The sequence below is a fragment of the Pseudomonas sp. VEM90 genome, assembly GCF_054611535.1.
Genome location: NZ_JBTRAR010000008.1, coordinates 106,042 through 119,108 on the forward strand (window position 1 = coordinate 106,042; position 13,067 = coordinate 119,108).

The 13,067-nt window shown below is 63.5% G+C and carries 7 protein-coding genes; 4 read left to right on the top strand and 3 right to left on the bottom strand.

Annotated elements, in window-relative coordinates:
- Window positions 1-2: 2 nt before the first annotated feature.
- From xdhC to xdhA, 3 genes are all read right to left on the bottom strand, one after another.
- Window positions 3-848, bottom strand: coding sequence for a xanthine dehydrogenase accessory protein XdhC (gene xdhC, locus ACYCCG_RS10315; RefSeq protein WP_339443593.1), 846 nt, complete (start codon window positions 846-848; stop codon window positions 3-5).
- Between the two features lie 119 nt (window positions 849-967).
- Window positions 968-3,367, bottom strand: a complete 2,400-nt coding sequence (gene xdhB, locus ACYCCG_RS10320; protein ID WP_339443592.1) for a xanthine dehydrogenase molybdopterin binding subunit — start codon at window positions 3,365-3,367, stop codon at window positions 968-970.
- Entirely contained in the window at window positions 3,360-4,814 is a 1,455-nt protein-coding gene (xdhA, locus tag ACYCCG_RS10325) for a xanthine dehydrogenase small subunit (RefSeq protein ID WP_209967304.1), read from the bottom strand. The genes xdhB and xdhA overlap by 8 nt, the downstream gene beginning before the upstream one ends.
- A 268-nt stretch (window positions 4,815-5,082) precedes the next feature.
- Between xdhA and ACYCCG_RS10330 the strand changes: the two genes are divergently transcribed.
- The 4 genes from ACYCCG_RS10330 to ligA all read left to right on the top strand — a co-directional run bounded on the left by ACYCCG_RS10330 (window position 5,083) and on the right by ligA (window position 12,900).
- A complete protein-coding gene (locus ACYCCG_RS10330) occupies window positions 5,083-5,742 on the top strand; it encodes a GntR family transcriptional regulator (RefSeq protein WP_209967302.1) in 660 nt (219 codons plus the stop codon).
- 3 nt (window positions 5,743-5,745) lie between these two features.
- Entirely contained in the window at window positions 5,746-9,234 is a 3,489-nt protein-coding gene (gene smc / locus ACYCCG_RS10335; RefSeq protein WP_459670289.1) for a chromosome segregation protein SMC, read from the top strand.
- Window positions 9,235-9,439: 205 nt separating this feature from the next.
- Window positions 9,440-10,333: a cell division protein ZipA gene (zipA, locus tag ACYCCG_RS10340; protein ID WP_209967297.1), complete on the top strand. Its 894-nt coding sequence runs from the start codon at window positions 9,440-9,442 to the stop codon at window positions 10,331-10,333.
- A gap of 236 nt (window positions 10,334-10,569) precedes the next feature.
- Complete coding sequence (ligA, locus tag ACYCCG_RS10345) at window positions 10,570-12,900, top strand: NAD-dependent DNA ligase LigA (RefSeq protein ID WP_459670290.1); 2,331 nt, start codon at window positions 10,570-10,572, stop codon at window positions 12,898-12,900.
- The last annotated feature ends 167 nt before the right edge of the window (window positions 12,901-13,067 follow it).

Below are 13,067 nucleotides of genomic sequence, written 5' to 3' on the forward strand. Positions count from 1 at the left end.
CGTCAAATGGCTTGGCTGCGGCGGGAGGGCGGCAGCAATTGGGCAATGGGGCCGGCATTGGCGGCAGCGTCGTGCTGGCCGAAGCAGGCGTTGTAAGTGGCAATGATTTCACCGGCGATAGACACGGCGATCTCGATGGGCAGCTTGCCCTTGACCTCGGTCAGGCCCATGGGGCAGCGCATGCGTGCCATCACGGCCTCGTCGAAGCCTCGCTCGCGCAGGCGGTGCTCGAACTTGACCCGCTTGGTCTTCGAGCCGATCAGGCCGAACCAGTTGAAATCGTTGCGTTTGAGAATGGCGGCGGTCAGTTCCAGGTCGAGCTGGTGGTTGTGGGTCATGACGATGCAGTAGCTGCCGGGCGGCAGGTCCGCGACTTCGTCGACCGGTTCCTCACTGACGACCTTGGTCACCCCTTTGGGGATGAGTTCGGGGAATTCCTGTTCACGCGAGTCGATCCAGCGCACCCGGCAGGGGAGCGCGGCGAGCAAGGGTACCAGAGCCCTGCCGACATGGCCCGCGCCGAACACGGCGATCTGCGCCTGCACAGCGGCCATCGGCTCGAACAGCAGCACGGTGGCGCCGCCGCAACACTGGCCCAGGCTGGCGCCGAGGCTGAAGCGCTCCAGGTGCGGGGTGGTGCGCTGCTCTTCGAGCATTTGCCGGGCGATGTGCAAGGCCTTGTATTCGAGGTGCCCGCCGCCGATGGTGTCGAACAGGCCGCTGGCGCTGACCACCATCTTTGAGCCGGCATTGCGCGGTGTTGAGCCGCGTTCCTCGATGATGGTCACCAGCACGCAGGCTTCGCCACGTGACTGGTGGTCGGCGAGGGCGTTGATCCATTGGTGCATGATGCAACCTCTCTAAGCTATGCTGCCGACCCGGGTAGGAGCGGGATTACCCGCGAATGTAGCGGTGAAGCTGATATCGCATTCGCGGGTAAACCCGCTCCTACCAGGGCCTTGCGTTGTCAGGGGGTGATGGTTTCCAGTTCCAGTTCGCGCGACTGTGTTTCAGCCACTGCCTTGCGCATCTGCTCGCAGCCCCACAGCACCCGCTCAGGTGTGGCTGGCGCATCCACCTGCGGCTGCACGCGGTAGTCGGCGAGGCTGGCCACGGCATCCTTGATTGCACACCAGGCAGCGATGCCGAGCATGAATGGTGGTTCGCCCACGGCCTTGGAGTGGAACACGGTGTCTTCCGGGTTTTTGCGGTTCTCCACCAGTTTTACCCGCAAGTCCAGTGGCATGTCGGCCACGGCCGGTATCTTGTAGCTGGCCGGGCCGTTGGTCATCAGCTTGCCTTTGGCGTTCCACACCAGCTCTTCGGTAGTCAGCCAGCCCATGCCCTGGATGAAACCGCCCTCTACCTGGCCGATGTCGATCGCAGGGTTCAGCGAATCGCCCACGTCGTGCAGGATGTCGGCGCGCAACATCTTGTATTCGCCGGTCAGCGTATCGACGATCACTTCCACGCAGGCAGCGCCAAAGGCGAAGTAGTAGAACGGCCGGCCGCGAGCCTGGCTGCGGTCGTAGAAGATCTTCGGTGTGCGGTAGAACCCTGTGCTGGACAGCGACACCTGAGCGAAGTAAGCCTGCTGCACCAGTTGCTCGAAGCTGACGATCTGGTCGCGCACGCGCACATGGCCGTTACGGAACTCGACGTCTTCCTCGGTCACCTGATAGTGCCGTGCGGCAAACTCGGTCAGGCGGCGCTTGAGGATTTCAGCCGCGTTCTGCGCCGCCTTGCCGTTCAGGTCGGCGCCGCTGGAAGCAGCCGTAGGCGAGGTGTTAGGCACCTTGTCGGTGTTGGTGGCGGTGATCTGAATGCGGCTGAAATCCACCTGGAAGATCTGCGCCACCACCTGGGCTACCTTGGTGTTCAGGCCCTGACCCATCTCGGTGCCGCCGTGGTTCAGGTGGATGCTGCCGTCTGTATAGATGTGGATCAGCGCACCGGCCTGGTTGAGGAAGGTGGCGGTGAACGAAATGCCGAACTTGACCGGAGTCAGCGCCAGGCCTTTCTTCAGGATCGGGCTGTTGGCGTTGAAGCGGCGGATCGACTCGCGGCGTTCGGCGTAGTCGCTGCTGGCTTCCAGCTCGGCGGTCATCTCCTCGAGCATGTTGTGCTCGACGGTCTGGTAGTAGTGGGTGACGTTGCGTTCGGTCTTGCCGTAATAGTTGGCCTTGCGCACGGCCAGCGGGTCACGGCCCAGATGACGGGCGATATGGTCCATCACCTGCTCGATGGCGACCATGCCCTGTGGGCCGCCAAAGCCACGGTAGGCGGTGTTGGAGGCGGTGTTGGTCTTGCAGCGGTGGCCGTGGACGGTGGCATCGCCCAGGTAGTAAGCGTTGTCGGAGTGGAACATGGCGCGGTCGACGATCGAGCCGGACAGGTCGGGCGAATAGCCGCAGTTGCCGGCCAGGTCGAAATTGATGCCGTGCAGCCGGCCATTGTCGTCGAAGCCCACGTCATACTCGACGTAGAACGGGTGGCGCTTGCCGGTCATGGTCATGTCTTCGACCCGCGGCAGGCGCATCTTGGTTGGCTGGCCGGTCAGGCGCGCAACTACCGCGCACAGGCATGCCGGGCTGGCGGCCTGGGTTTCCTTGCCGCCAAAACCGCCACCCATGCGGCGCATGTCCAGCACCACCTTGTTCATCGGTACGTCGAGCACTTCGGCGACCAGTTTCTGCACTTCGGTGGGGTTCTGCGTGGAGCAGTAGACGATCATGCCGCCGTCTTCGGTAGGCATTACCGAGGAAATCTGCGTTTCCAGGTAGAAGTGCTCCTGGCCGCCGATGTGCAGGGTGCCCTGAATGCGGTGCGGGGCGCTGGCCAGGGCGGCAGCCGAATCGCCGCGCTGATGGGTGTGGCTATCGAGCACGAAGTGCTTCTTGCGCAGCGCCTCGACCACGTCCAGCACCGGTTCCAGGTCTTCGTACTCGACGATGGCGGCCATGGCCGCTTTACGTGCGGTTTCAAGATCGCGGGCAGCGACAGCGAGCACCGGCTGGCCGAAGAACTCGACCTTGTCGATGGCCAGCAGCGGGTCGCCGGCCACCACCGGGCCGATGTCCTTCAGGCCGGGGATGTCTTCGTGGGTGATGGCAATGCGCACGCCCTCGAAGGCGTAGCACGGCGTGGTATCGATGCGCAGGATACGCGCATGGGCGCGGTCGGCGGTGCGGGCATAGACGTGCAACTGGTTGGGGAATTCCAGGCGGTCGTCGATGTACACCGCCTCGCCGGACACATGCTTGTCGGCGCTGTCGTGCTTGACGCTGCGGCCCACCCCGGTGGTCAGGTCCTGGCTGAACAGTTCGGCCATCTCGGCCTGGCTTTTGGCTACGTGATGGTTAGACATAAGCGGTCACCCGGGTTTCGATGTGCGGTGTTTGCTGTTCGATGAAATACTTGCGCAGCAGGTTCTGCGCGGTCAGCAGGCGGTATTCCTTGCTGGCGCGGAAGTCGCTGAGCGGGGTGAAGTCTTCGGCCAGGGCCTGGCAGGCGCGCTCGATGGCAGCCTGGTCCCATGGCTTGCCACGTAGCGCCGCCTCACAGGCGCGGGCGCGTTTGGGGATCGCCGCCATGCCGCCGAAGGCGATGCGTACCCCGCTGACTACGCCGTCTTCGATGCTGAGGTTGAACGCCCCGCACACGGCGGAGATGTCATCGTCCAGGCGCTTGGACACTTTATAGGCGCGGAACGCCCAGTCGCTGGTGGCGCGCGGCACAATGATCTTCTCGATGAACTCGCTGTCCTGTCGGGCAGTGATGCGGTAATCGATGAAGTAGTCTTCCAGTGGCATCACCCGCTGGCGCTCGCCCTGGCGCAGGACGACCTGCGCATCCAGTGCGATCAGCAAGGGTGGCGAGTCGCCGATCGGCGAGGCGTTGCCGATGTTGCCGCCGAGGGTGCCCTGGTTGCGGATTTGCAGCGAGGCGAAGCGGTGAAGCAGTGCCCCGAAGTCAGGGTACTCTTCGTTCAGTGCGGCGTAGCAGTCAGTCAGCGACGTGGCGGCGCCGATTTCCAGGTGGCTGGCGGTTTTCTCGATGCGCTTGAGCTCCGCCACATGGCCGACATAGATCATCACTGGCAGGGTCTTGTGGAACTGGGTGACTTCCAGCGCCAGGTCGGTCCCCCCCGCGAGCAGGCGCGCTTCAGGGTGCGAGCTGTACAGGTCGGCCAGGTCGGAGACGGTCAGCGGTACCAGGCAGCGCTTGTCGCCGCTGTTCAGCTCGCCGGTCTGGGTCGGGGCAATGGCCTTGAGGCGGCTGATGGTTTGCGCCTGCTGGCTATCGAACTGGTCGCGGCAGGGCTGGCGGCAGCTCTGCTCGGCAGCGTCGAGGATCGGTCGGTAACCGGTGCAGCGGCACAGGTTGCCAGCCAGGGCTTCCTGGGCCTGGTGCAGGTCGGGGCCGCTGCTGTTCTTTTGCAGGGCAAACAGTGACATGACGAAGCCGGGCGTGCAGAAGCCGCATTGCGATCCGTGGCAGTCTGCCATCGCTTGTTGAACGCTGTGCAGTTGGCCCTGTTGTTTGAGACCCTCGACGCTGATCAGTTGCTTGCCGTGCAGCGACGACACAAAGGTCAGGCACGAATTGAGGCTGCGGTAGCGCAGGCTGTCGTTGCCTTGGTCGTCCTGGCTCAGTTCGCCGACCACCACGGTGCACGCACCGCAGTCTCCACTGGCGCAGCCCTCCTTGGTGCCGGTTTTGCCCAGGTGCTCGCGCAGGTACTGCAGCACCGTCATGTTTGGGTCCAGGGCGTGCTCACTACGCAGCTCCTGGTTGACGAGAAACTGGATCACGGGGATGGCCTCGCAATGGTTTTATTGTTGTTGGGCGGACTCTAAGCAAGACCTGTCTAGCAGGTCAATATTTTTCTGACCCAAAGGTCAAGAAAATGCACATGTCCATGCCCAGCCGAACACACTGCCTCTATTCCAAGCATAGATCGCGCCGGGCGCGTGGCTGTCTGACAGGTCAAATAAACCACCTGGCCCCTCTGCGCGACTACCGCCCAAGTACGCTACAATTCGCCCCTTGTGCCCAGTTCAATGATTTTGAAGGAAAACCATGACGTTCAAGGCCCCGGACAGCCTCTCCGAGCAGATTGCCGATTACCTGGCCGAACGCATCATCCGCGGCGAGCTGGCGCCAGGCGAACGTATCCAGGAGCAGAAGGTTACCCAGGCGCTCAACGTCAGCCGCGGCTCGGTGCGCGAGGCACTGCTGATCCTCGAACGCCGCCATCTGGTGGCGATCCTGCCGCGCCGGGGTGCCCATGTGACCAAGCTGGACGAGCGCAGCGTTCGCAGCCTGTGCTCGCTGATGGGCGAGTTCTACATCCTGCTGGGCAATGCGGTTGCGCAAAAATGGCGCACCGAAGCCGACTTGCGCCCGTTTCTGGAGATCCAGCAGCGGCTGCAGCGTGCCCATGACCAGCTCGACATCAAGACCTTCGTCGCCGACAGTTTTGCGGTCATGCGTGCGGCCTATCCATTCGCCGACAACCCGTTCCTGCAGGAAACCGTGGAAAACCTGCAGCCGGCCATGAGCCGTGCCTATTACCTGTCGCTGGACCAGCGCCAGGCCAACATGAGCGACTATCTCGACCTGTTCGCCCGCCTGCTCGAAGCCGTGGTCTCCCGCGACCTGCCGCGCATTCGCGAGGTGCTCACCGCCTATGGCCAGCGCAGCTGCGAACTGGTGCTGGCGGCACTGGCCAGAGGCTGACCGATGCGCCTGAAGTGCATTCGCCTGGCCGGGTTCAAGTCGTTCGTCGACCCGACCACGGTCAACTTCCCCAGCAACATGGCGGCCGTGGTCGGCCCAAACGGCTGCGGCAAGTCCAATATCATCGACGCGGTGCGTTGGGTGATGGGCGAGAGTTCGGCGAAGAACCTGCGCGGCGAGTCGATGACCGACGTCATCTTCAACGGCTCCAGTGGGCGCAAGCCGGTCAGCCAGGCCAGTATCGAGCTGGTGTTCGACAACAGCGAAACCACCCTGGTCGGCGAGTATGCCGCCTACGCCGAGATATCGATCCGCCGCAAGGTTACCCGCGACGGGCAGAATAGCTATTACCTCAACGGCACCAAGTGCCGCCGGCGTGACATCACCGATATCTTCCTCGGGACGGGGCTGGGGCCGCGCAGCTACTCGATCATCGAGCAGGGCATGATCTCCAAGCTGATCGAGGCCAAGCCCGAGGAGTTGCGCAACTTCATCGAGGAAGCAGCTGGCATTTCCAAATACAAGGAGCGCCGCCGCGAAACCGAGAACCGCATCCGTCGCACCCAGGAAAACCTGGCGCGTCTGACTGACCTGCGCGAAGAGCTCGAGCGCCAGCTGGAGCGTCTGCATCGCCAGGCCCAGGCTGCCGAGAAGTACCGTGAGTACAAGGCTCAGGAGCGCCAGATGAAAGCGCGCCTGTCTGCCTTGCGCTGGCGAGGCCTGGACGAACAAGTCCGCCAGCGCGAGTCGGTGATCGGCGATCAGGGCGTTTCTCACGAGGCGCTGGTGGCCGAGCAGCGCAATGCCGATGCCAGCATCGAACGCCTGCGCGACGGTCATCACGAACTGTCCGAACGCTTCAACCAGGTGCAGGGCCGTTTCTACTCGGTGGCCGGTGACATCGCCCGGGTCGAGCAGAGCATCCAGCACGGCCAGCAGCGCCTGCGGCAGTTGCAGGACGACTTCAAGGAAGCCGAGCGCACACGCCTGGAAACCGAATCGCACCTGGGGCACGACCGCACCTTGCTGGCGACCCTGGGCGAAGAGCTGGCCATGCTCGAACCCGAGCAGGAAATGACTCTGGCGGCTGCCGAGGAAGCCGCTGCCGCGCTTGAAGAGGCCGAACTGGGCATGCACGGCTGGCAGGAGCAGTGGGACAGCTTCAACAGCAGTTCCGCCGAACCGCGCCGTCAGGCCGAAGTGCAGCAGGCGCGCCTGCAGCAGCTGGAAACCAGCCTTGAGCGCCAGGCCGAGCGCCAGCGCAAGTTGGTCGAGGAGCGCGAGCAGCTGGGCAGCGACCCGCAGGATGCCGCCATGCTCGAACTGGCCGAGCAGCTGGCCAGCAGCGAAATGCTGCTGGAAGAACTGCAGCTCTGCGAAGAGCAGGTGATCGAGCGCCTGGAAAACGCACGCGAGCAACTGCAGCAGGCCACCCAGGCGCAACAGCAGGCACAGGGCGACTTGCAGCGCCTAGGCGGGCGCCTGGCCTCGCTTGAAGCCTTGCAGCAGGCCGCCCTGGAGCCGGGCGCAGGTGCTGCGCAATGGCTGCACGGCCAAGGGCTGGAGCAACAGCCGCGGCTGGCCGAAGGCTTGCGGGTGGAGCCGGGTTGGGAGCTGGCGGTAGAGACCGTGCTTGGTGCCGATCTGCAGGCCGTGCTGGTGGACGATTTCAACGACCTCGATTTTGCGGGCCTGGAGCAGGGTGAACTGCGCTTGCTGCTGGCCGTCGGCGCGGGGGCGACGTTGCCCGGCAGCTTGCTGGAGAAGGTCGAGGGCCGTATCGACCTGGCGCCCTGGCTGGGCCAGGTCAGGCCTGTGGAAGACCTGGCCCAGGCACTGGAGCAGCGCGGGTCGCTCGGCGAAGGGCAGAGCCTGGTCAGTCGCGATGGCTATTGGGTCGGCCGGCACTTCCTGCGGGTGCGCCGGGGTGGCGAGGCCGAAGGCGGCGTGCTGGCGCGTGGCCAGGAAATCGAACGCCTGGGCCAGGAGCAACTGGTACAGGAAGCGGCGCTGGAACAGCTCGATCAACAGTTGCAGGCCCTGCGCGAGCAGCAACTGGACCTGGAGGAGCAGCGCGAACAGTTGCGCCGCCGTACACAGGATGAAAACCGCCTGCACGGCGAGCTGAAGGCCAGTCTTTCGGCCAGCCGCGCGCGCGCCGAGCAGGTCGAGTTGCGCCGCCGCCGCCTGCATGAAGAGCTGGGCGAGCTGGAAGAACAGCGCGCCCTGGAACACGAGCAACTGGGCGAAGCACGCCTGCTGCTGCAAGAGGCTCTGGAGCTCATGGCCCAGGACACCGAGCAGCGCGAACAGTTGATGGCCCGCCGCGATACCCTGCGCGAAAGCCTTGACCGGGTGCGTCAGGAGGCCCGTCAGCACAAGGATCACGCTCACCAGTTGGCGGTACGCCTGGGTTCGCTGCGCGCCCAGTACGATTCTACCCGCCAGGCTCTGGAGCGCCTGGAGCTGCAAGCTGCGCGCCTGACCGAGCGCCAGGAACAACTGAGCCTGAACCTGGAGGAGGGGGAAGCCCCGCAGGAAGAACTGCGCCTGAAGCTGGAGGAACTGCTGGAGCGGCGCATGAGCGTCGACGAGGAAATGCGCCTGGCTCGCCTGCACATGGACGAAGCCGACCGCGAACTGCGCGATGCCGAAAAGCGCCGCACCCAGGCCGAGCAGCAGGCCCAGTTGCTGCGCGGTCAACTGGAGCAACTGCGCCTGGAGTGCCAGGGCCTGGATGTGCGGCGCAAGACCCTGCAAGAGCAGTTGCTGGCCGACGGTTATGACCTGCAAGGCGTGCTCGCCACCCTGGAAGCCGAGGCCAGCGAGCAGGGTACCGAACAGGAACTGGAGCAGCTTGAGGCGCGCATCCAGCGCCTGGGGGCGATCAACCTGGCGGCCATCGAAGAATACGAGCAGCAGTCCGAGCGCAAACGTTACCTGGACGCCCAGGACGCCGACCTGGTCGAAGCGCTGGAAACCCTCGAAAACGTCATCCGCAAGATCGACAAGGAGACCCGCAACCGCTTCAAGGATACCTTTGATCAGATAAATGCCGGATTACAGGCACTTTTCCCAAAAGTTTTCGGTGGTGGCAGCGCTTATCTGGAACTGACGGGCGAAGATCTACTCGATACAGGGGTGACGATCATGGCGCGCCCCCCGGGCAAGAAGAACAGCACCATCCATTTGCTGTCCGGCGGCGAGAAGGCACTGACCGCTTTGGCGCTGGTGTTTGCCATCTTCAAGTTGAACCCCGCACCGTTCTGCATGCTCGACGAGGTCGATGCGCCGCTGGACGATGCCAACGTCGGGCGCTATGCGCGTCTGGTCAAGGAAATGAGTGAAAGCGTGCAGTTCATCTACATCACCCATAACAAGATTGCGATGGAGATGGCGGATCAATTGATGGGGGTGACCATGCATGAGCCGGGTTGTTCACGCCTTGTTGCGGTTGATGTGGAGGCGGCCATGGCCATGGTCGACGCTTGATGTACGACGATAGGGGCACATTCTGTAGCGAAATGCCCCCGCCGTGTGCGACAGACGGTGTAAAGTTGTCTTTGGTCGTGCTAGCTTAATGTCACTCGTTTTTTGCGTGGGTAAAACGCCTGTCAGAACATAGAGTTGGCGCCACGTGTTAAAGGGCTTTGAACCCTTTGTTTTCAAGCATATTTTTATAGAGGCACGGGATTACATGGAAATCGGTCTGCGCGAGTGGCTGATCGTTATCGGCATCATTGTTATTGCCGGGATTCTTTTCGACGGCTGGCGCCGCATGCGCGGCGGCAAAGGCAAGTTGAAATTCCGTCTGGATCGCAGTTATTCCAACCTGCCGGACGAAGAGGGTGGCAGTGCCGAGGTGCTCGGCCCGTCGCGAGTGCTCGATACCCACAAGGAGCCTGAGCTTGACGAAAGCGACCTGCCGTCGCTCAGCGCGTCTGCGCGTGATCGCGAGCGTGAGCCCAAGCCGGTCAAGGCCAGCAAGCGCGGCAAGCGTGCCAGTGCGGCTGCCGATGTGCAGCAGGGTGACCTGAACCTGAGCGCCGAGCAGCGTGAGCCCGACCTGTTTGCCGACAGCGATGACGACTTTGCCGCCGACAACAACCGTAGTAGCGGCGCAGCGCCTGCCAGCAGCAGCGTCAAGGAGTTGCCACCCGCCGAAGAGGTGCTGGTCATCAGCGTGATCTCCCGCGACGAGGGGGGCTTCAAGGGCCCGGCGTTGCTGCAGAACATCCTGGAAAGTGGCTTGCGCTTCGGCGAAATGGACATCTTCCACCGCCACGAGAGCATGGCCGGTCACGGCGAGGTGCTGTTCTCGATGGCCAACGCAGTCAAGCCTGGCGTGTTCGACCTGGACGACATCGATCACTTCAGCACCCGCGCTGTGAGCTTCTTCCTCGGCTTGCCGGGCCCACGTCATCCGAAACAGGCTTTCGACGTGATGGTTGCCGCGGCGCGCAAGCTGGCCCACGAACTGAACGGTGAGCTCAAGGACGACCAGCGCAGCGTGCTGACCGCCCAGACCATCGAGCACTATCGCCAGCGTATCGTCGAGTTCGAGCGCCGTGCGCTGACCCAGAAGCGCTGACAGATCCAGACGAAAGAGCAGCCTGAGGGCGTGCTGGCCGGTTCGGGTATCGTCGTTGCCTGTGCCGGCCTCTTCGCGGGTAAACCCGCTCCTACAGGTACATCACCGCCCTGGAGGTATGTGATGCCCTTGTAGGAGCGGGTTTACCCGCGAAGAGGCCGGCACAGTCAATAGACACCTGGAACCCCACGCACACCCCAAGCTGCTCTTTTGCTTTGCAAGAGAAGACAAATCCCATGACCGCCGAAACCCGTATCCTCGAACTGCGTGCCGAGCTCGACCAGCACAACTATCGCTACTACGTGCTCGACGAGCCCAGCGTGCCCGATGCCGAATACGACCGCCTGTTCAACGAGCTCAAGGCGCTGGAAGCCGAACACCCTCACCTGGTAACCCCTGACTCGCCCACGCAGCGTGTAGGTGGAGCTGCCCTGGCGGCGTTCAGCCAGGTACGCCACGAAGTGCCCATGCTCAGCCTGGGCAACGCCTTCGAAGAAGCCGACCTGCGTGAGTTCGGCCGTCGCGTGGTAGAAGGCCTCGATCAGCCTGGCGCGGTCGACTACAGTTGCGAACCCAAGCTCGATGGCCTGGCCGTGAGCCTGCTGTACCGCGACGGGCAGTTGGTGCAGGGCGCCACCCGTGGCGACGGCACCACTGGCGAAGACATCAGCGCCAACGTACGCACCGTGCGCAACATCCCGCTCAAGTTGCAGGGTAAGGGCTGGCCGGCAGTGCTGGAGGTGCGCGGTGAGGTGTACATGAGCAAGGCCGGTTTCGACCGGCTCAATGCCGCCCAGGCCGAGGCCGGTGGCAAGACCTTCGCCAACCCGCGCAACGCTGCCGCTGGCAGCCTGCGCCAGCTGGATTCGAAAATTACCGCCAGCCGCCCGCTGGAGTTCTGCTGCTATGGCGTCGGCCAGGTGTCCGAGAGTATCGGCGACAGCCACATCGGCATCCTCGAGCAACTCAAAGTCTGGGGCCTGCCGATCAGCCGCGAGCTCAAGCATGCGGCCGGCATCGAAGAATGCCTGGCCTACTACCGCGACATTGGCGAGCGCCGTAACAGCCTGCCGTATGAGATCGACGGTGTAGTGTTCAAGGTCAACAGCCTGGCCGCCCAGCGCGAGCTGGGCTTCCGCGCCCGTGAGCCGCGCTGGGCGATTGCCCACAAGTTCCCGGCCATGGAAGAGCTGACCGAGGTGCTGGACGTCGAGTTTCAGGTTGGCCGTACGGGGGCGGTAACGCCTGTGGCGCGCCTGCGGCCGGTCAAGGTGGCCGGTGTGACCGTGTCCAACGCCACCCTGCACAACATGGACGAAATCGCCCGCCTTGGCCTGCGCATTGGCGATACGGTGATCATTCGCCGGGCCGGCGACGTGATCCCGCAGGTGATGCAGGTGGTGCTGGAGCGTCGTCCGCAAGACGCCCGCCCGGTAGACGTACCAAGCGAGTGCCCGGTGTGTGGTTCGCAGGTCGAGCGTACCCAGCTGGTAAAGCGCAGCAAAGGCAAGGCAACCACCAGCGAAGGCGCGGTGTACCGCTGTGTTGGTCGCCTGGCCTGTGGCGCCCAGCTCAAGCAGGCGATCATTCATTATGTGTCGCGCCGTGCCATGGACATCGACGGCCTGGGCGAGAAGAGCGTCGAGCAGTTGGTGGATGAAGGCCTGATCGGCTCGCCGGCTGACCTGTACAAGCTGCAGTTCGAGCAGATCGTCGGCCTTGAAGGCTTCGCCGAGGTGTCCAGCAAGAAGTTGCTCGATGCCATTGAAGCCAGCAAGCGCCCGAGCCTGGCGCGCTTCATCTACGCCCTGGGTATTCCTGATGTAGGCGAAGAGACCGCCAAGGTGCTGGCCCGCTCGCTGGGTAGCCTGGCCCGCGTCCAGCAGGCGCTGCCGCAGGTGCTCACCTACCTGCCGGACATCGGCCTGGAGGTTGCCTACGAGATCCACAACTTCTTTGAAGACGAGCACAACCAGAAGGTTATCCAGCAACTGCTCGACAGCGGTATGCAGTTGCAGGACGAAGGCGAGCTGGCCGCCGAGTTCGCTGCCAGCACCACCTTGGCCGGGATGATCGCCAAGCTCGACATCGCCTCCGTCGGCCCGACCGGTGCCGAAAAGTTGGTGGCCAAGCTCGACAGCCTGGACAAGATCATCGCCGCCGACGGCATCGACCTGCGCCAGGCATTGGCGGCGAAGCAGGCAGACGCGGTGCGCGAGTTCTTCAAGGATGAAGCGAACCAGAAGCTGGCGCGGGACATCGAGGCACAGCTGCTGGCGTTCGGCATGCACTGGCGCAACGAGAAGAAAGTGGCTGAAGGCTTGCCACTGGCTGGCCAGACCTGGGTGCTGACCGGCACCCTGGAGCGCATGAGCCGGGACATTGCCAAGGACAAGCTGGAAAGCCTGGGGGCCAAGGTGGCGGGTTCGGTTTCCGGCAAGACCCACTGCGTGGTGGCAGGGCCGGGGGCAGGTTCCAAGCTGGCCAAGGCTGCTGAACTGGGTGTGAAGGTACTGGACGAAGATGCCTTCGTCACATTCCTGGCCGAGCAGGGCATAGCGGTCTAGGCATCCGCGCCCCCCCTGTGGGGGGCAACTGTCTCGCTCAAAATTTGAAAAGCCTGCGCGGTCACCTGTAGGAGCGGGTTTACCCGCGAATGGGCCCGTCCAGGCCGCCTCGACCCTGACAAGTCATTGAGAAATGATGACTTTTTCTGCCGCAGTGGTTGTATCTG